At 73.5% G+C, this 18,375-nt stretch carries 16 protein-coding genes; 5 read left to right on the forward strand and 11 right to left on the reverse strand.

All coding sequences use genetic code 11. The features are described 5' to 3' along the window. Positions 1 to 132 precede the first annotated feature (132 nt). On the reverse strand, positions 133 to 3,021 hold the full coding sequence (locus AMK24_RS00585; RefSeq protein WP_073763813.1) for an AfsR/SARP family transcriptional regulator: 2,889 nt from the start codon (positions 3,019 to 3,021) through the stop codon (positions 133 to 135). A 221-nt stretch (positions 3,022 to 3,242) separates the two neighbouring features. After that, the gene (locus AMK24_RS00590; protein ID WP_073763815.1) at positions 3,243 to 4,088 is read right to left on the reverse strand and encodes a hypothetical protein; all 846 of its coding nucleotides are present in this window, start codon (positions 4,086 to 4,088) and stop codon (positions 3,243 to 3,245) included. 213 nt (positions 4,089 to 4,301) lie between these two features. On the opposite strand from AMK24_RS00590, the gene AMK24_RS33880 reads away from it, so the two are divergent. Together AMK24_RS33880 and AMK24_RS00595 are read left to right on the forward strand one after the other, a co-directional pair. After that, a complete protein-coding gene (locus tag AMK24_RS33880; protein ID WP_079190383.1) occupies positions 4,302 to 4,808 on the forward strand; it encodes a hypothetical protein in 507 nt (168 codons plus the stop codon). A gap of 8 nt (positions 4,809 to 4,816) precedes the next feature. Continuing rightward, a complete protein-coding gene (locus tag AMK24_RS00595; protein ID WP_107427327.1) occupies positions 4,817 to 6,013 on the forward strand; it encodes a DUF418 domain-containing protein in 1,197 nt (398 codons plus the stop codon). Here the strand turns inward: AMK24_RS00595 and AMK24_RS00600 are convergent. Next, positions 6,001 to 6,408: a DUF4913 domain-containing protein gene (locus AMK24_RS00600; RefSeq protein ID WP_073763817.1), complete on the reverse strand. Its 408-nt coding sequence runs from the start codon at positions 6,406 to 6,408 to the stop codon at positions 6,001 to 6,003. The two genes, AMK24_RS00595 and AMK24_RS00600, sit on opposite strands and share 13 nt — an antisense overlap. 268 nt (positions 6,409 to 6,676) lie before the next feature. On the opposite strand from AMK24_RS00600, the gene AMK24_RS00605 reads away from it, so the two are divergent. Further along, positions 6,677 to 7,708 (forward strand): hypothetical protein, encoded by a 1,032-nt coding sequence (locus tag AMK24_RS00605; RefSeq protein WP_073763819.1) that lies wholly within the window; start codon positions 6,677 to 6,679, stop codon positions 7,706 to 7,708. Positions 7,709 to 7,786: 78 nt separating this feature from the next. On the opposite strand, the gene AMK24_RS00610 is transcribed toward AMK24_RS00605, so the two are convergent. The 8 genes from AMK24_RS00610 to AMK24_RS00645 form a co-directional block, all read right to left on the reverse strand. After that, a complete protein-coding gene (locus tag AMK24_RS00610) occupies positions 7,787 to 9,583 on the reverse strand; it encodes a type IV secretory system conjugative DNA transfer family protein (protein WP_073763821.1) in 1,797 nt (598 codons plus the stop codon). Then, complete coding sequence (locus AMK24_RS00615) at positions 9,580 to 11,157, reverse strand: ATP/GTP-binding protein (protein ID WP_242434922.1); 1,578 nt, start codon at positions 11,155 to 11,157, stop codon at positions 9,580 to 9,582. The genes AMK24_RS00610 and AMK24_RS00615 overlap by 4 nt, the downstream gene beginning before the upstream one ends. A gap of 275 nt (positions 11,158 to 11,432) precedes the next feature. Further along, positions 11,433 to 12,926 (reverse strand): SCO6880 family protein, encoded by a 1,494-nt coding sequence (locus AMK24_RS00620; protein WP_073763823.1) that lies wholly within the window; start codon positions 12,924 to 12,926, stop codon positions 11,433 to 11,435. Positions 12,927 to 13,055: 129 nt separating this feature from the next. Then, positions 13,056 to 14,354, reverse strand: coding sequence for a hypothetical protein (locus tag AMK24_RS00625; RefSeq protein ID WP_073763825.1), 1,299 nt, complete (start codon positions 14,352 to 14,354; stop codon positions 13,056 to 13,058). A gap of 1 nt (position 14,355) precedes the next feature. Further along, complete coding sequence (locus AMK24_RS00630) at positions 14,356 to 15,135, reverse strand: hypothetical protein (RefSeq protein ID WP_073763827.1); 780 nt, start codon at positions 15,133 to 15,135, stop codon at positions 14,356 to 14,358. Positions 15,136 to 15,157: 22 nt separating this feature from the next. Further along, complete coding sequence (locus AMK24_RS00635) at positions 15,158 to 15,442, reverse strand: hypothetical protein (protein ID WP_073763830.1); 285 nt, start codon at positions 15,440 to 15,442, stop codon at positions 15,158 to 15,160. A 151-nt stretch (positions 15,443 to 15,593) separates the two neighbouring features. Then, positions 15,594 to 15,869: a hypothetical protein gene (locus tag AMK24_RS00640; RefSeq protein WP_073763833.1), complete on the reverse strand. Its 276-nt coding sequence runs from the start codon at positions 15,867 to 15,869 to the stop codon at positions 15,594 to 15,596. Further along, positions 15,866 to 16,420, reverse strand: a complete 555-nt coding sequence (locus AMK24_RS00645) for a DUF6668 family protein (protein ID WP_199876341.1) — start codon at positions 16,418 to 16,420, stop codon at positions 15,866 to 15,868. Before AMK24_RS00645 ends, AMK24_RS00640 begins: the two co-directional genes overlap by 4 nt. Positions 16,421 to 16,715: 295 nt before the next feature. On the opposite strand from AMK24_RS00645, the gene AMK24_RS00650 reads away from it, so the two are divergent. After that, complete coding sequence (locus AMK24_RS00650; RefSeq protein ID WP_073763836.1) at positions 16,716 to 17,528, forward strand: lytic transglycosylase domain-containing protein; 813 nt, start codon at positions 16,716 to 16,718, stop codon at positions 17,526 to 17,528. Positions 17,529 to 17,639: 111 nt separating this feature from the next. After that, positions 17,640 to 18,227 (forward strand): sigma-70 family RNA polymerase sigma factor, encoded by a 588-nt coding sequence (locus AMK24_RS00655; protein WP_073763838.1) that lies wholly within the window; start codon positions 17,640 to 17,642, stop codon positions 18,225 to 18,227. Positions 18,228 to 18,375 lie beyond the last annotated feature (148 nt).

Below are 18,375 nucleotides of genomic sequence, written 5' to 3' on the forward strand. Positions count from 1 at the left end.
AGGGCTCGTGGGTGGGGGCGTCGTGCCGCTGTGGGGCACGACGTACCGAACGGGGCGGGACGCCGCCCGCTCGCCCCTACAACGTCACCGTGAGCGGCAGCGGTTCACGAGGGCCGGCGGTGGGGCGCCGGGTCAGGGAGTGTCGGCCGGCTGCGACTCCAGCCGTCCACGGATGTACGTGGCCTCCTCGGCCATGCCGAGCCTCAGGCAGACGGCGAGCGACCGCTCCCAGCAGGCCCGGGCCCACGAGGCGTGCCCGGCCAGGTCGAGGGCGTCGCCGAGTGTCTGGGTGGCGTGGGCCTCGCCCCGCTCGAAGTCCATCTCCCGGGCGAGGACGATCGCCCGCTCGGCATAGCGGGCGGCCGACTGGGGCTCGCCGAGGCTCAGGTACGACTCGGCGCACCTGAGCAGGGCCGCGCAGCGCACGAAGGAGTGGCCATTCGGGCCGAGGCGCTCCAGACACTCCTCGAACCGGCTCAACGCCTCCTTCGGCCGCTCCAGCCCCCGCAGCACCTGGCCGATGCGGTAGTGCGCGTAGGCCCGGCCGTGGTGGTCGCCCAGGGCCTCGTACAGGTCCAGTTGCCGAAGGGCCGTCTCGAGGAGCAGTTCGTTGACCTGCCCGAGGCGTACGCACTCCAGGATGACGTTGCCGAGAGCGAGCGCCTCCACGGATCTGTCCTGCGCCGCGCGCGCCTCGGCGACGGCGCGCAGCCCGAGGTCCAGCCCGCCCCCCTCGACGTCCCGCTTCATGGCCAGGAGCCCCGCCACGTTCAGCACCATCGCGTGCACGGTGTGGTCGTCGATCCCCTCCGAGAGTTCCATCGCGCGGCTCGTCACCTCGTGGGCGCTCTGCAACTCCTCCACCTGCATCAGCGCGCCTCCGAGCATGTAGCAGATCCGCTGCTCCGCCCGCCGGTCGCCCGCGCGGCGCGCGGCGGCGACCACCGTGCGGGCGACGGGGATCAGCTCGCTCCAGCGGTGCTCGGCCATGAACAGGGGGTCGAGCGCCAGCACCAGATCGGCGGCGCCGGCGGGGGCCGTCGGGGCGATCTGGGCCACGAACTCCAGGGCCGGGGCGAGCCGTCCGGTCCCCCAGGCACAGGCCTCCTCCTCGTCGGCGAACCGCACCCCCGGGTGCTCGGTGGGGAGCAGGGACCGGAGAACCCCGTGTCCCGGCCTGAGCAGTCCGTAGGCGTTGCGCGCGGTGGCCAGCAGCAGATCCAGCAGACCGGCCAGAGCTCCCTGACGCGCGTCGGCCGACTCCTCCTCCTGGGCGCGCTGGCGGGCGAACAGCCGCAGCAGATCGTGGAAGCGGTAGCACCGGCGGCCCGTGGACTCCAGCATGCCGACGTCGACGAGCGATTCGAGCAGCGACTCGGCGGCCTCCTGGGGCCGCCCGAGCACGGCCGCCGCCTCCACCAGGGTGAGGGGGCTGGGCGCGGGCAGCGACAGCAGGCGGAAGGCGCGCGCCTGCTCCGTGCCGAGTTCCCCGTAGCCGAGCCGGAAGCACGCCTCGACGCCCAGTCCCTGGATGCGCAGTTCGCCGATGCGCCGGCGTTCGTCCTTGAGCTGGTCGACGGTGTCCGTCACCGTCCAGTCCGGGCGGACCGCGAGGCGGCTGGCGACGATGCGCACGGCCAGCGGATGCCCGCCGCAGAGGTCGGCCACCCGCAGGATCGCGAGGCGTTCGTGTCCGGCGCGGGGGTCGCCGAGGATGCGGGTGAAGAGTGCCGCCGCCACCTGGGGCCGGAGCACGTCGACCACGACGCGCGTCACGCCGGAAAGGGCGGCGAGCGCGGAACGGCTCGTCACGACGGCGGCGCACCCGCCGGAGCCGGGCAGGAGGGGCCGCACCTGGTCCGCGTCGCGGGCGTTGTCGAGCACGACCAGCACCCGGCGCCCGGCCAGGGCCGAGCGGTAGAGCGCCGCGCGTTCCTCCAGACTGTCGGGCATGCCCTGGTCCTTCTCGCCCAGGGCCCGGAGGAATCCGGCGAGTACGGCGGAGGGGTCGGCGGGCGAGCCGTCCGCTCCGCGCAGGTCCACGTAGAGCTGCCCGTCGGGAAACCGCCCGCTCACGGTATGGGCCGCGTGCACGGCCAGCACCGTCTTGCCCGCCCCGCCCATGCCGGTGAGGACGGCGACCGGTACGGCCGTCCCCGCCGCCCCCGAGAGCGCCGCGGTCACGCGTGCGGTCTCCGTCTCGCGCCCGGTGAAGTCGCTCAGGTCGCCGGGGAGTTGGGCCGGGCGCACGGTGGCGCCCCGGGACTCGTCGGCCTTGGGGGGAGCGGCGAGCGCGGGGTCGGCCGTCAGGAGCCGGCGGTGCAGGTCGCGGACGGCCGGGCCCGGTTCGATGCCGAGTTCCGCGATCAGGACGCGCCGGGTGTCGTGGTAGACGGCCAGCGCCTCGGCCTGCCGGTCGGACCGGTACAGCGACAGCATCAGCAGCAGCCGCAGCCGTTCGCGCAGCGGATGGGCCGCGGCCAGCGCGATGAGTTCGGGTACGGCGTCGCTGTGGCCGCCCAGCTCCACGTCCAGCTCGATGCGGATCTCGGTCGCGCCGAGCCGCAGTTCGGTGAGCCGGGTCCGCTCCGCTTCGGCGAAGGCGCCGGGGACTCCGGCCAGCGGCGTCCCGTTCCAGGCGTCGAGCGCGCAGCGCAGCAGGTCTCTGGCCCGCTGGTGGTCGCCCTGGGCGCGCAACCTCCTGGCCTCGTGCACCCGTGACTCGAAGAGGGTGAGGTCGAGGGCTCCCTCGGGGGCGTGGAGGGCGTAACCCCCGGCGACCGAGGCCAGGACAGCGGGTGGCTGGTTCTTCGGCCGCCCCGGTTCGAGGACGGCGCGCAGACGGGAGACATAGGTCCGCAGCACGGAGACGGCGCCCGGAGGCGGCTCCTGGTCCCACACGGCGTCGACGAGTTCATCGACGGAGGCCGGCCTGCCCTGTTTGAGCAGCAGCAGGGCCAGTACGGCCCTCTGCTGCGGCGAGCCGAGCGTTATCGGCTGCTCGCCACGCCACGCCTGCAACGGCCCCAGAACCGTGAACCGGAGGCCGGTAACGCCCGTTGTGCCCATTGGTGCTCGCGCCCCCCACAGAAGCGGTCTTCTGGGGGGACGTTAGCGCTCCGGCGAACCGCTGCGAGGGGGACGTCTTCAGCAGGTTCGCCGCCGCGTGGGCGCAGAATGCTCCTTCGCTCGCCTATGTAGCCATATTCCCTGCGCCGTGTCACACCTGGTTGAGGTGTTCATCACAGGGCGTACGTGTCCTGCGGCACCGCCGTTCCCCTTCCCTCGTGCACGCGCGTCCCGGCCGCGGGGGGCGTGAAGTGCTGTCTGACCAGGTGCATGGCCTCGGCGTGCGCGGGGCCGAGGCGACGCTTTTCGGCCACGTGCGTCCACAGGTGCAGCAGTTCGCGGCCGTGCGCCGAAGCCGCCCGCTCGTCGAGCAGCCGCTCCCAGGCGGCTGTCGCGCGCAGTACGTCGTCGGCGGCCCGCTCGTCCCCGAGCCCGCAGCGAATCCGGGCGACCCCGATGGCCAGCGAGGTGGCCAGGGGGTGGTCGCCCGCGAGGTGGGCGACGTAGGCCTCCATCGCCCGCGCCTCGAGTGCCTGGGGGTGCCCGGCGCCGTGGTCGCCGGCGAGCCGCTCGCGCAGCGCGGCGGCCAGGAGGCCCGCGTGCTCCGTGTCACCGCCGTCGACGGCTTCCCTGATGTGCTGTACGTGCTCGGCGACGGCGGCCGGCGCCGGCTCGCGGTGGTCCTCGCGCCCGTTCCCCTCCGCCGGCGGGGCCGCGCTCCGGCTTTCCTCCTCGTCGGGGCCGGGGATGCGGCTGGAGCCGTCCGGCGCCACTTCGATGCACACGGTGCGGCCGTCCAGGCGGTCGGAGACCGTGGCGCGCACGGGGCCCCGGCGGTCACGGGCGTGCTGCTGGAGGAGATCGAGGATCGCCTCGTGGACGGACTGCCCGTCAGCGACGTCGACGCGCTCCCCGTCGAGGAGGGCCTCGTGCTCGTCGGAGACGAGCACGTCGAAGTGCGGGGGCGGGAGTGCGGGCGCCGACGGGCCGGAGCGGTCGAGGGCGGTGAGCTCTGGCATGCGGGAATCCCTTCGGCGGATGGAGCGGGGGCTGGAGCGCGCCTTTCACGCTCATCGACGGATCTGCGGAGCCACCGGTTCAACGGGACCTCGACGAGTTCGCGGAGCCCCCGACGCGGACCGTACGCGGCGTTGAACCGGCTGCCGTGCGGGATGCGTGGTGGCTGTCCACAGCGGCCGTACGGCCCGGACACCGAGACGTGGAGGCAAGTCGTGGCCGATCCGGAACAGCACGAGAACCGTCCTTACGAGCGGGGCGCCCCGGGATTCGTCCCCCGGCCGGCGACCCTGGTGTTCCTGACCCCTCTGGCCCTGGCCGCCGTCTGGCTGGGCGGCAGCCTGGGCGTCGCGCTCGTCGGCGGCGGCTGGAACCCGCCGCCGATCGCCCTGGATTCCCTGTACGCCCTGGCGCAGGGCGGTACACACGCCCTGTGGCCGGGGACTCCGACGGGTGCGGTGGTGGCCGGGATCGCGGCCCTGGCGGGCGTCCTGTCCGGCGTGGCCGCTCTGGGCTTCTTCGCCGCGGACCCGGTGCTCGCGTCCGTCTCCAGCCGCAGGGCGGCACGGGCCGCCGCGCCCGTGGAGGGCGCCGAGGGCCCTCGTCGGCCGGTTCCCGGCGGCGGGCCGCACGAGGCGTTCCGGCCGGCCGAGCAGGCGGCACGGGTTCCCGGACCAGAGCGGGCGCCCGGCAGCCGGTCCCCGGTCGCGTCGGTCTCCTGAGCCCGCAGGTGTCCGCACCCCGCACGGCCCCCGCCGCCCCGCCGGTGGCCAGGATCGGCGACATCGACGTGCTGCGCGGGGCCGCCCTGCTCGGCATCCTGCTGGTCAACGCCCCGTTCATGGCCGGCCCCGCCGCCGCCCTCGGCGGCGGGGCCGGCGCCGGCCTCGCGGACCGGGGCGCGGCCTGGGCGACGACGGCCCTGGTCACCGGGAAGTTCTCCCTGCTCTTCTCGTTCCTCTCCGGCTACGGCTTCACCGTGCAGCGGCGTTCCGCCGAGCGGGCGGGGGTCGCGTTCGCCCCCCGCCATCTGCGCCGGACCGCCGCGCTGTTCCTGCTCGGTCTGGTCCACGCGGTCCTGCTGTTCCCGGGGGACATCCTGATGACGTACGCGGCCCTGGGACTGATCCTGTTCGCCCTGCGCGACGTGCGGCCACGGCGGCTGCTGCGGATCGCGGCCGTGCTCCTCGCCTCGCTCGCCGCGCTGTTCCTGGCCTACGGTCTGCTCGCCCTCGTGCTGGAGGGGACGCAGGGCCCCGGCGCCGTGGCGGCGGACCCGGGGGCGGCGTACCGCGAGGGCCCCGGCTCCGTCGTGCGCACGAACATCGAACTGCTGCCGGGCTTCCTCGGCGCGAACGTGCTCTACTCCGCCGAGCTGCTGGCCGCCTTCCTCGCCGGACTCGCCGCCGGAGGACTGCGGGTCCTGGCGGGCCCCGGGCCCCGGCCTGTCCTGCTACGGCGTGTCGTGGCCCTGGGGCTGCCCCTCGGTCTGGCGGGCGGGGCCTTCGTGGCGGTGTGCACCCACGGCCCGCTGGACGGCGGCTGGTTCTTCGTCGGCCAGGCGGTCGGAATCGTGACGGCTCCGGCCCTCACCGCGGCGTACGCCTGCGGGCTCCTGCTCCTCGTCCGCACCCCGGCCGGGCGCGGGATCGGGGCGGCGCTCGCCCCGGCCGGGCGGATGTCGCTCACCCACTACCTGGCGCAGTCGCTCGTCCTGGCCCTGGTCTTCACCGGATACGGTCTCGGCCTGTACGGCCGGGTGGGCGCCGCGACGGTGCTGGGGGGCTGCCTGTTCCTGTACGCCGCCCAACTCGCGCTCAGCGCGCTGCTGTCACGGCGCCGCCGGAGCGGCCCCGCGGAATTCCTGCTGCGGGCGGCGACCCGGGGCGGCTTCCCCCGAGGACTATCCCGGGCTCATCCCGCGTAGAGGTCCGTGACCGGCACGTCCTTGGGGCGGTGCGCACCGGGCTTGCAGCCGGCGAACGGCCCGGACGGGTCGCGCAGGGCGGCCATGACGTGCGTCAGGTAGTCCCGGTGCCAGATCGCGGGACCGGTCAGCCCGGCCGCCGGGCCGGTCAGTTCCTGCCAGGCCATCCAGAGCCCGTAGAGCTGCGCCACCGCCTCCTGGTGCTCCCACCACCTGGCGCACCAGGGGGCGGACGAGGTGGTCTCCCTGCCGTAGACCGGCATCAGGAGGTGCTTCACCCACAGGCTCAGCATCTCCAGCGCCTCGGCGTGCGCCGGGCCGTCCAGATACACGATGAACCGGGGGCCCTGCTGAGTGCTCCCGGCCGGTTCGGCACTTTCGACGGCACTGGTCATCCGGGGTCGCCTCCCACGGGTCGATAAGCGGATCGGGCTTCGATACCGGCACTACGGACGGAGTGCGCGGACGGTTCAGCCGGTCCCCCTGCCGGGCCGGTCGGGGCCGTTGAACCGGAACATCCCGGTGCCCGTCGTGTGAGGGCACACCCGGCGCACGGCCCCGGACGGAGGGACGCGTGCCGGTTGTCACACGGCTGTCGTCACCGCCCCGGCGACGGCGGACACGCCTTCGCCTCCAGCCGACCCGACAGAAAGGGACACGGTCATGCCGCCCGAGAAGCAGGGGGCCGAAGCGCCCGACCCCGCGAAGACAGCGATAGCCGCACTCCTCCAGGACCTGCTGGACCTCCAGGAGGTCCTGGAGCGCCAGAAGCGCCGGAGCCGTCAGGAGTCACGCGAACCGGTCAGGCCCGGGCCACTCGGCCAGGGGCAGGAGCAGGGACGGGGGCAGGGGCAGGAAGCCACCGCCCCCGGTAGGCGGGACGCCTCGACGTCCACCGATACCGAGAAGCTGATCGCCTACCTCATCCAGAAACTCCTGGAGAGACTCACGCCTCCGGGGCAGCAGCCCGCGCAGCAGCCGGCACCGGTTCAGCAGCAGCCGGGGCTCCAGCAGTCCCCCGCCCCTGCCCAGGATCGCTTCGACCAGCCTTCCAGGGACGGGCGCCAGGACACCGCGCGGAGCGTGGCGGAGGCCGTCGAGAAGATCCTGGGCGACCACCCCGAGCTGGTCGAGATGTTCCATGACGGCCGACTGCCCAGGACCAAGCAGCTCTTCGACGAAGCGCAACGGGTCACGAGCGCGCAGGGGGCGATCGCACAGGCGGCCGCGCTGGGTCTGCCGGCTCAGGGCCAGGGGGCGAGTTCCGTCGCCGGGGTCGAGGCAGAGGACGAGACCGAGCTCCAGTTCCTGGTGTTGCACCACGCGCAGGACACACCGCGTCAGGAAACCTCGATCGAGGAATCCGTCGAGGACGAGGTCTACCACGATGCGCGCGACGACCTCGACAACCTCGAACCCACCATCGAGAACGAGGTCTACCACGACGCACACGACGACCTCGAAACCACCGTCGAGAACGAGATCTACCACGACGCACACGACGACCTCGACAACCTCGAACCCACCGTCGAGAGCAATGCGGGCCGGGGCCGTCCATCGAGCAGTACCGTGGCCGCCCTCCCCCTCCCCGGGCTCAAGCCGGAAAGCCTCCTTAATACGCCGACCCATACCGCGGCCGCGGGCTCGCCCTCCGTAACGGCGCCGAGCGTCCAGGCCACGCACCGTGGCCGGTGAGCATGCGGACGGGCGGGCACACCCTCCGGGGCCTCCCGCCCATCCGCACGTGCGCGTGCCCGTCCGGCCACGCCCCTCTCAGGCCGTCTCCAGCCCGCTTTCCGCCTTCGTCAGGTCCGGCTTCGACCAGGAGCGGGCGGCCCGGTCCGTGATGGCCGCCACCTCCGCCTTCGCCGCTGCCGAGATGTGACCGGCGTCCGGCTCCTTGTACCAGGGGCGGAGCCGGATCAGGGCCGGTCTCACGCCGGTCGCGAGCAGGAGTGCCGTGCCCTTCGGCAGCGCCCGGATGCGGTCGGGGGGCAGCACCTGCTCCTGGCGGTAGGAGGTGGAACGGGACGAGCCGTCCCTGCTCCTGGAGACGCTGACCGTGCTCACGTCGTGCTGGCCCACCAGCTTGGAGATCTTCTCCACGAAATCCGCGTCGTCCAGCCCCGCACCGAGCAGTTTCACCGTGGCCGCGCTCCACAGCGCGTCCATGCCGGCGTCACCCCACACGCGGGCGCCCTGGCGGTAACTCTGCAACAGGGTCACGACGTTGATCCCCCGCGAACCGAAGTGGCTGTACAGGTCGGGGAGGTCGGCGATGCGGCAGACGTTCGCCGCCTCGTCGAGCACCGCCGTCATCGGCGGGTCCAGCCGGCCTCCCATCCGCTCGGCGGCGACGACCCCCGCCCGCATGGTGGCGTCGGCGAGACCGGCGATCACTCCCGCCGCCGAACCGCCCCCGTCCTTGGACAGCAGATAGAGCGTGTCGCGCCCCAGCACGTGCTCTTCCGGCCGGAACTGCCGCACGTCGGGGTCGCGCGTCACCCACGCCAGGATGCCCGGGTCCAGAAGGCAGGAGACGCACTGCCGGGCCGTCTCGTAGATTCCGTCCCGGGTCTCCACCGCGCCGCGCACCGTGCCCTGCAACTGCTCGGCCATGGCGGCGAGCCCGGCCTCCCGCAACAGGTCGACCGGTGTGCGGTCGGCGGGGTCGGCGAGCCAGCCGAGCAGATCGGTCACCGGCGCCCGGCCGCGTGCCGCCGCCAGGAACAGGGCGGTCAGCGTGTTCTGGGCCGCCGAGATCCAGAAGTCCTTCTGCGAGGCGTCGTCGTTGACCGAGGCCACGAAGTGACCCGCCAGCCGGCGTGATCCCTCGATGGTGACGCATTCGGCGAGCATGTCCCACCACATCTCGCGCGGAGTGTGGGCGATGCCCTGCGGGTCGAACGTCCAGACGGTGCCGGTCTTCTCGCGCTCGGCCCGGGTGACGGCGTACACGTCCGACTTGTTCGAGGTGAGGAGCACGGCCCCACGGGCGCGCAGCACCCGGGGGATGGCGATCCCGGTGGATTTCCCGGCGCGCGGGGCCATCAGGTCCAGCTCCACGTCCTCGTAGGAGGAGCGCAGTTCGGGTCCGGAGGGTTCCAGGTCGCCGAGGAGGTTGCCGGTCTCGTCGGGGTGGAGCTCCTTCATCCCCTTGAGGGTCGGGCGCAGTTCGCGGGCGCGCGCCGCGATGCCCTTGGGGCACATCGAGGCGAGTTCCTTCCGGCCGGCGAGGCCGGCGGAGTGCGCACCCGCGCCGCGTCCCCGCAGGACGAGCCGGACGACCGGCACGGTCAGCGCGGCGAGCACCAGGAGAAGGGCGACGACGCCCGCGTAGACCGCGTACGGCGAAGCGCCCGGCCAGAGCCGGCCCGGGCCCTCGGTGACGAGTGCGCCGAACGTCGACAGGACGAAGGGCGGCGGATGCCAGCCCGCTCCCGTCACCGCGGCGCCCAGGGTGCCGCCCAGCCAGGCCACCCCGAAGAGGACCAGGGCCATACCCGCGACGCCCACGATCGCCCAGGGGGCGAACTCGCTTCCCGGCCGGCCGCCGGGGCGCCCGCTCATGCGGGCCGGCCCGGGGCCGGAGCGGACAGATCGGGCACCGGACGCGACAGGTCGACGGCGGGGCCGAGTTCCGCGAGGGCGCGGCCGGGGCCTTCGGCGAGGACCGCGGCTTGCGCCGCGGCCCGCTCGGCGGCCCGTGCCTCGGCGTAACCGTTCGAGGCCCAGCGGGTGTTGGTGTCGTGCAGTCCCCGCTCGGTGTCGGTGATCGCCACCTTGATGGGGATGCCGGGGCGTCCGCCCACCTTGATCAGGAACCGGCCTCGGCCCGGTGGTTCCTCATCGGCTCCGGTGCTCGCCCAGCCGGGCGGCGAGGACCAGGAGGAGACCAGCTCGATCTCCCGCCGGGAGAGGCCGACCACCCTGCCGAGGTCCTCCATCTCCGCTCGCGGCAGTCCGGCCACGACGACCATGCCCGCGCGTTCGACGAAACCACGGGCCTTGGCCCGGTCGGAGTCGGTACCCAGCGCCTCGGCGTCCTTGAGGGTGTGGGTGATCTTGGCGTCGCCCAGGCCGAGTGAGCGGTTGAGCCGGGTCAGCGCGTCGATACGGTCGACGATCCCGGACGCCGCGCGCAGCGGACGCCACAGCTCGTCCAGGACGGTGAAGAACCAGCGCCGCGGGGCGAGCCCCGCGTCGGCGAGGGCGTGGGAAGCGGCGACCGTGCCGAGCCCGTCCGACCAGGCGGCGAGCATCGCCGCCGCCGTCAGCTGGGTGTCGGCCTCGCCGATGCGGGAGATGTCGATGCACACCGCGGTGGCGTCCGGGTTGATGTGGGTGGAGGTCTCCGAGGCGAAGGTGTCGCCCAGCGGCCCGTCCAGAATGCCGAGCAGCGAGCGGTGCAGGGGATCGACCGCGTCGCGGTACCGGGAGTCGTCCCCCCGGTCCAGCGTGACCGCGCGCACCCGGGCGGGCCCCTCGTCGAGCACCTTGAGCAGCTCCGGCAGGAGCAGGGTGTGGCCCCGCGGCGTGCGTTCCCGCAGGTGGTGCAGGCATACGGAGAGCACCGACTGCTCGTGGTCGTCCATGGGCCGGCCGCGCACGATCGTGATCAGCGCGGCCACCATGTTGAGGACCCGGCCATGGGTCTCGGCGGCGAGGGCCTGCCCCGCCTCCCCGCCGATGCGGTCGGCGGCGGCGCCCATCGCGCCCGGGTCCAGGACGTTGATGCCGCCGACGCCCCGCCCGATGGAGATCACCTGGCCGCCGAGGGCCCGCACCGTGTCGGCGTAGTCCGGCTTGAGGTCGCCCAGCACCAGCGGAACGACGCCTGTCGCGGCCAGCCCGATGAGCATCCGGTTGATCAGCGTCGACTTCCCCAGGCCCGGCATCCCGAGCATGAACAGCGAGGGGTTGGAGATGTACCGGGCGCGGGTGAACCAGGACAGCGGGTCCCCGCACACGGTCGCCCCGGTGAACATGTGCTGCCCGAGGGGCACCCCGCTCATGGGCGCCCCGGAACCGGCGGCGAACGGCCAGAGGCCGCACGCCTGCACGCTGGTGGCGCGCCACATGGTGGGCGGGTCCAGGTAACCGACCCTTCCGCCGCCGGGGCCGGGCCACCCCCGGGAGGGTATGTACGGCTCGCGGGCGGGACGGGCGGAGCCGCCCCGGCCCCCGGCCTTCCCCTTCCCGGAGCCCTTCCCCGGGTTCTTCCCGGACTTCGCGGCCCTCGCGGAGGGTGCGGCGGCCGTTCCGTCGCCGCTGCCGCCGCCCCGGGGCACGGTCTCGTCCGGCCCGGCGGCGTCCGCGTCCGCGAACGAGATCCGGCTGAGCGCGGTGTCGTCGCCCGACGACCCGGCCGGCCAGTCGGCCCCCAGGTCGAGGACGCGTACCGAGGTGGGGATGCCGCTCACAGTGCCTCCTGCAGCTCGTGCGGGATCAACGTCTGCTCCCACGGGAGGATGCCGACGGGCAGGGTGCAGCTGAACGCGGCTGCCTGCATCCGGTCGGCGGGGCGCATGGAGATGCGGGACGACGCCAGGAGGTTGCGTACGGTGACGTCGGCTTCCTCCAGCTGGTCGGGTGAGTCGACGGTGGCGGTGAACATCAGCGAGAACTCCACCAGGCCCGCGCCGGACGCCTCCTCCGCGGCCGTCTGCTCGGCCGCCCGCACCTCGGACGCGGCTCGCGCCTGCACCATCCCGCGTCCGGACGTGGCCATGAACTGGGCGCTGCGGCGGTCCGCCTCGACGATCCGCGCGGAGGTCGCCGGATCGATGGGGCGGTACAGCAGCGCGACCCGCTTGCGCCGGGTTCCCGGCGCCGCCTCCAGCATGTTGCGCAGCACGCCCGAGCGCACCGTGCCGCGCGGGGCGAGGGTGAGGAGCCAGCTGCGCGAGTAACCGGAGTCGTGCTGATAGGACTTGACCGACTCGACGCAGGCGGACGGACCGGCGTCGTCCCACTCCAGTCCCGTACCGCCGTGCTCAGCGCGGGCGCTGAGCACGTCGGCCGCGACGGCGGGGTCGTAGGCGACCCGTACGACCTCGGCGATCCGCTCGGCGGAGAGCGCGTACGCCGCGCCTCCGCCCGCCCCGACGAGTCCGCTGAGCAGGCCGGGGAGGCGGATGGCGAGGTCGTTGACGACGTCCTCGTGCTTGCGCTTCTGTCCCGGGGGGACGCCGTAGGTGAGGGTGATGTAGGTGTGCATCTCGGACGAGGCGGACGGGTAGCGCCGCACGACCTCCTCCATCACCGCACGCGCGGCCGGCGGCGCGTCCTCGGCGATGCGGGGCAGCACCTCGGCGGCCAGCCGGGTACCCGGGTCGGGGGCGGTCTCCACGATGACCGAGGCGCCTCGCAGCCCCGGCTCGTGCGAGAGCCTGGCCAGCCACTCGCCCCACATGGCCACCCACACGTCGATCTGGTCCGGGTCGACCAGGGAGCCCCCGTCCGGCTCGCAGCCGAGCACGATGGAGTAGAGATTGCGCGAGCGGTGGTGCAGCACCCCGAAGGGGCGGTCGTAGGCGTCCCGGCCCTCACTGGCGCTTACCCGGTTCAGCAGCCCGGGCGGCCTGAACCGGCCGCCCGGGCGCTGCGACAGCGGTCCGGACACGTAGATGTGCGCGCCCTTGGACTTGCGGCGGAGCCAGCCGATGCGCAGGGTGAGCAACTGGTAGAGGTTGCGGCCGTCCTGGGTGCGCAGAGCCAGCGGTGTGAGGACGAGGACCAGCGGGACGAGCACCACCACGGCGGCGAACAGCGAGATCAGCGACGAGAGCAGCACCACGACGAGTCCGCCGAAGACGCCGACCGTACCGACCAGGCCGAGTGGGCCGAGGCCCGGCCGCCGGGGGCGGCGCCAATTCCCGTAGGTGGGATGCGTAACGGCTTCCGTAGCCATGGTTCTGCTTCCTTTCTCAGTAGCCCGGCCGGGTCGATGCCCGAGGCCGCGTCAGGTGTCAGGGGTCAGGGGCGGCGTTCGCCGGCGGGGTGCCGGACCGGGCCCGCCCGCCCGGTCCGACGACCGGCCCTAGCGGTTGTGGCCCGCGTCCCCGTCGGCGCCGTCCAGGGCGCCGCTGGCGATCCGCCCCACGCCTTGCGCCGCGGACATCGCGGCGCTCAGAGCGAGTCCCGCCGGACCCGCGGCGGCGGCCGCACCCGTGCCACCCGCCGTCCCGGCACCGGTCGCACCCGCCCCGGCACCGGTCGAACCCGCCCCGGCACCGGTCGAACCCGTCCCTGCGCCGGCCGCGCCCGTACCGCCGGGCGGGCCCCCCGCGGGCGGCCGGCCCGCCGAGCCGGAGTCGCCTGCGGCGCTCTGCCCGCCGGGGGCCCCCGCCCCGCCCTCGCTCCCGGCCGCACCGGCTCCGCCGGAGGCGGCCGGTGCTCCCGAAGGCCCGGCCTTCCCCGCCGATCCGCCCCCGCTGCCGCCGCTCCCCGAGGCGACGGACTTCGCTCCGGAGGCGACCGCGCCGCCCGCGGCCGTCACGCCGTCCCCGACGCCGTTGCCGCCGCCGAGCCCCGCGGTCGCGGGCACGATGAGCTTCAGCAGGGCGGGCAGCGCGACCGCGGAGAGGAGCATCACGCCGATACCGGCGATGCGTTCCTGGACGCCGTTCTGCTGGTCGTTCGAGATCATGGCGGCGCCCGCGTACATGACCAGTGCCGCCGCGGGTTTGTACAGCAGCCAGGCGATCATCCAGCCGATGTGCTTGCGCCACCAGCCGTTGCCCCAGTCCGTCATGGAGGCCGCGGCGGCCAGCGGGAGCGTGCCCAGCAGCACGAGCATCACGCCGAGGCGGATGTAGAGCAGGATCGTGTGCAGGATGGCGGCGATCAGCAGCAGGAAGGCGAGGATGAGCAGCAGGAACGCCTCGATGCCGTCGGAGTTCTGGCAGCCGATGTTGTCCTGGAGCGTCTCGCTCGCCGCCTGCGTGAAGAGGTGGTCGGCGTACCGGTCGGAGAGTTTCGCCATCGCCGTCACCACGGTGGTCGCCGCTCCGGCCACGAGTATCACCCGCAGCAGGCCCTTGAGCGCGGTCGTCCCGGCCTCCCCCCGGCGTTCGAAGGCCATCCGGATCGCGGCGAAGAGCAGCGATCCGACCGCGAGGTAGACCACCACCCATTGCGTCTGGCCGTTGACCTGCTGAGGGGTGGTGGAGGTCGTGGACAGCGTGGGGATGGACATGGTCAGCTCACCGAAGGCCGAGACGGCGGCGGCGAGAATGGCATGGGCGATGCCCGACACGATGGTGCCGATCGGGTCGTCCAGGAAGTCGAAGAAGCCGCTGATCGCGTCGATCAGCGGGTCGCCCGTGGGGCAGGCCACGTCACACCCCCCACATGGTGAATCCGTTGTTGCCCGCCACGGTCGTCAACGAGGAGTACAGCGTCCCGTTGGAGTTGGCCCGCACCTTCCAGTCACCGCCGTCCCAGGTCACGGTGACGAAGGTCGTCCCGTAACCGCCCGAACCGTTCTTGATGAGGAGTTGCACGACGGCGCTCTCCTCGGAGTACGAACTCAGGGCGAACCCGGCGTACGAGCCGGCCGCGCGTCCGTTGGCGGCCGACGGGGGGACGGTGCTCCGCTGCGCGACGAACAGGTCCCGCCCCCGTCCGGCGACCACCTGCTGATCGGTGACCGTCTGCCAGTCCTCGCCGCTCATCCGGGCGGGAATCACGTGGGCGGCCAGCACCGCGCCCAGGGGGGTGCGGGCGAAGCACCACATCACCGCGCCGCTGGTGCGCACCGGGCCCGCCGAGGGCGACACGGGAACCTTGGTCAGGCCCAGCGCCCGCCACCGCAGGTCCCGGGGCGACACGGACGGAGGAGACTGGTCGCTGTCGTCCGTCAGGCAGTCGCCGGGCCGTGCGGCGGCGGCTCCGTCCTCCCCCGCGTCGGGCCGCCCCTCCTTCGGCGCGGCCGAGGACAACGGTCCCCTGCTCACGGGGTTCCCCTGCCGGGCGGCTGCGGCGTCGTCGTCCGTCGACAGCCAGGCGATCCCGGAAGCGACGAGAGCGATGACGAGGAAGGCCGCGGAGAAGAGCCACCCCCGCTGGTTCCAGAACGGCTGGTCCGTCCCGGCCTCTCGCTGGTTGCGTCCGAACATGATGTCCGCCCCCCTTCCCGTTCTAGGCGAAGACGAAGGTGACGATCGGGCCCGCGGTGGCCACCAGCACACAGCCGCCCAGCACCATGCCGAGACGGCTCATGTGCTCGGAACTCTCGCCCCGCTTCATGGAGATGGCCATCATCGTGCCGGTGATCAGAACACCCGCCACCCCTGCCGCGGTGCCCGCCCAGGCGGCGATGCCGAGCACCACGTCGACCTTGCTGGTGAGCGCCGCCGGAGCGCTGCGGGACGGAGTGGGCACCTTCGCGGCGGCGTGGAAGAGGGAGGGGATCTGCGATTTCATGACTGTCTCCTGTGAAGTCGTGCGCCACCGTGCGGTGGCGGTGAAAGGGGGTGGCCGAGCGGGCGTCCGGTGCGTCGGCTGAAAGGAATGGCCAGGGGGGCGCCCGGTGCGTCGGGCGGATGCGCGGGGGCCTCGGCGGACGGCCGTCCGGTCAGAGCGCGAGCGACCCGAGGGCGGCCACGAGGGGACCGGCCGTGGAGGCGAGGACGCTGGCGAGCATGACGAAGAAGAGGCCGCGGAAGTGCTCGCCGCCCCTTCCGGCCTCGCCGCTGCGCAACTGGAGCGCCATCAGCGTGCCCACCGTGATGACGCCGCCCACTCCGGCGGCCGAGGCGCACCAGGCGAGCAGGCCGAGGAGCTGGCCGGCCTCCGGACCGGGCGAGAAGGTGGCGGCGGCCAGGACGGCCGCCGGGTGGAGAGCGGTCATCGGGGCTCCCCCGCCCCGTCGGGACGGGTACCGGCCAGCTCGCCCAGCCGGAACAGCTGTTTGGGAAGCCTTCTCGTCTCCTTGCCCATCCGCCAGGCGGCGATCCACGGGAGCCGCCGCACCGGGACGGCGGACCTCAGGATCCGGACCCGGTTGGCGAGTACGAGAGGGAGGCGGCCGGGTGCGTCGGCGACGAGCACCAGCGCCACCAGTTCCATTCCGGCGGGGTGCCGGCCTTCGCGAAGGGCGTTGAGGGCCCGGGACGCCGCCCGCATGCCGTCCGCGTGGGTGCGGGCGACCAGCATGACCCGGGCGGGTTCTCCCCGGGCCGGGTCGGGCCACGCACACCCGAGGTCGGTGCCGCCGAGCACCCGGGCCAGGGTGCTCGCACCGGCCCCGCCGTGTGCGCCGACCCAGCCGAGCCCTTCGGCGGACAGCGCCCCCCGCTGCTCCCTGCGCGGCCGTTGGGGCCGCCCGCTCCCACCGGCGGTGCTCGTGGCCCCCCGCGCGGCGGCCGGCCGCGGGGCCGTGGCCACGGCCTGCGAAGCCACCGGCTCCCCGGCGGGCTGTTGCCGCGTAGGCCCCCGCACCCACATCTGCGGACCGGCGGGCTCCGCTGAAGGGACAGTCATGCGTGCCCCACCCTCTCTTCCGGCTCTTCCGGCGATTGATTCCTGCGCATTTGAACTGGTTCCGCCCAGAACCCGTTCTGATCCTTCGAGACCGTCGAGCTCCGTCAGACAGCCACAACGCGAGCCCCGCGGCACCGGTTCAAGGCTCCGACGACTCATTTCGAACAGACGGCCGCAGCGGTCGCGAGCGACAGGGAGACAGCGTGATCAGCTCATGAGTTCCGAGGGCCCCGGCAACTCCGCGAAGATCGCCATGGGCGCGGTGGGCGGCCTCGGCTGCCTGGCCTCGCCGGCCGTACTCCTCGGCACGGTGGTCGTCGTGATCATCCTCGGCGGGCTCGGCGTGCTCCTGTATCCGCTCATCGTCCTCATCCAGCTGTTCGGAGGCGGCGGCACGGAACCGGCCATCGAGGCCAAGAAGGTCGTGGAGGTGCTCCAGGGGGACGGGAAGGGCGAACTCGACCCCGCTCAGGTGCCCGCCGACCTGCTGGAGTCCATCAAGGCGGCGGGCGCGCTCTGCGAGGCGATCGGCCCGGTGGTGGTCGCCGCCCAGCTGGATCGCGAGTCCGGCTTCGATCCGAACAAGGTCGGTCCCGAGGGGGAGGAGGGGATCTCGCAGCTCGCCCCGGCGGTGTTCACGCAGTTCGGCGAGGACGACGACGACAACGGCAAGGTCTCCGCGTTCGACGCGGCCGACTCGATCATGGCGCAGGGCCGCCACCTCTGCGCGCTGGCCGGGGAAGTCCAGGGCCTCGTCGACAGCGGTCAGGCCATCGGCACCGTGCTGGACCTGACGCTCGCGGCCTACAACACGAACGTGGAAGCCGTACGCCAGGCCGGCGGCATCCCCGCCGTCAACCGGACCACGGGCTACGTCGTGTCCATCCGGGCGATGTTCGCGAAGTACGAGGGAATCGGCGCCCCGCCCCCGTCCTTCCCCCCCACCACCCCTCCAGCGACCCCGACGCCGACGCCGACGGCACCGTCCTCGCCGGATCCGACGCCCTCGCCGAACGCTTCCCCGTGACCACCGCCGTGGCCGATGTACGAGCCGTCAATCGACCGTCAACGCCCCGTGGACACCGCCCCGTGAGGCTCCCGGCACGGAGAACAGCGGTGCCGACTCGGGGAGTACACGATGCAATGGTCTTTGATGGGGTCGAGCGAGTCACGGGACGCCGGGGGGCGTACTCTGCGCGTCCTGTACGAGCAGCAGGCCGGACCGCTCTACACCTACGTGCTGCGCCTGGTGGGCGGCGACCGCCACCGGGCCGAGGACGTCATCCAGGAGACGCTGCTGCGCTGCTGGAGCAAGCAGGACCTGAGCCTGGACGCGGCGACGCTGCGGCCGTGGCTCTTCAGGGTGGCCCGCAACCTGGTCATCGACGGCCACCGCCGCCGCCTCGCCCGCCCGTGCGAGATCGACGGCAGCAACTGGCTGCGGGAGATGTCGGCGGACGCGGACGAGATCGAGAACGTCCTCCAATCGGTCGTGGTCGGCGAGGCGTTCAAGGCCCTGTCCCAGCCACACCGCGACGTGCTCTACGAGACGTACTTCGTCGGCAGGACCACCCAGGAGGCGGCCGAGGCCCTGGGCATCCCCCACGGCACGGTCAAGTCCCGCGCCTACTACGCCCTGCGCTGCCTGCGCCTGGCCCTGGAGGAGCGCGGCGTCGTCACGGCGGCCGTGTCACAGCCGGCCGCCTCGTCCGCGGCGAGCGTCTGACCCGAACGTGCGACGGCCCTTCCTGACCGGACGGGTGCGGCCATCGCCCCCGGACGCCTGGCGCCTGCCGGCGCCCCGGGCAGGGCCGGATTCCCTGGGCCGGTGATCCCGCTGCTCCGCCGGCCCCCCGGTTGAACCTCTGTGCCGA

This window comes from Streptomyces sp. CB02366 (assembly GCF_001905905.1).
Lineage (GTDB): Bacteria > Actinomycetota > Actinomycetes > Streptomycetales > Streptomycetaceae > Streptomyces.

What these genes read in the sequence shown, in the direction of transcription:
- AMK24_RS00590 (WP_073763815.1), bottom strand. Translation starts at nt 4,088, where the DNA reads ATGCCAGAGCTCACCGCCCTCGACCGCTCCGGCCCGTCGGCGCCCGCA.
- AMK24_RS00600 (WP_073763817.1), bottom strand. Translation starts at nt 6,408, where the DNA reads ATGACCAGTGCCGTCGAAAGTGCCGAACCGGCCGGGAGCACTCAGCAG.
- AMK24_RS00605 (WP_073763819.1), top strand. Translation starts at nt 6,677, where the DNA reads ATGCCGCCCGAGAAGCAGGGGGCCGAAGCGCCCGACCCCGCGAAGACA.
- AMK24_RS00610 (WP_073763821.1), bottom strand. Translation starts at nt 9,583, where the DNA reads ATGAGCGGGCGCCCCGGCGGCCGGCCGGGAAGCGAGTTCGCCCCCTGG.
- AMK24_RS00620 (WP_073763823.1), bottom strand. Translation starts at nt 12,926, where the DNA reads ATGGCTACGGAAGCCGTTACGCATCCCACCTACGGGAATTGGCGCCGC.
- AMK24_RS00630 (WP_073763827.1), bottom strand. Translation starts at nt 15,135, where the DNA reads ATGTTCGGACGCAACCAGCGAGAGGCCGGGACGGACCAGCCGTTCTGG.
- AMK24_RS00635 (WP_073763830.1), bottom strand. Translation starts at nt 15,442, where the DNA reads ATGAAATCGCAGATCCCCTCCCTCTTCCACGCCGCCGCGAAGGTGCCC.
- AMK24_RS00640 (WP_073763833.1), bottom strand. Translation starts at nt 15,869, where the DNA reads ATGACCGCTCTCCACCCGGCGGCCGTCCTGGCCGCCGCCACCTTCTCG.
- AMK24_RS00650 (WP_073763836.1), top strand. Translation starts at nt 16,716, where the DNA reads ATGAGTTCCGAGGGCCCCGGCAACTCCGCGAAGATCGCCATGGGCGCG.
- AMK24_RS00655 (WP_073763838.1), top strand. Translation starts at nt 17,640, where the DNA reads ATGCAATGGTCTTTGATGGGGTCGAGCGAGTCACGGGACGCCGGGGGG.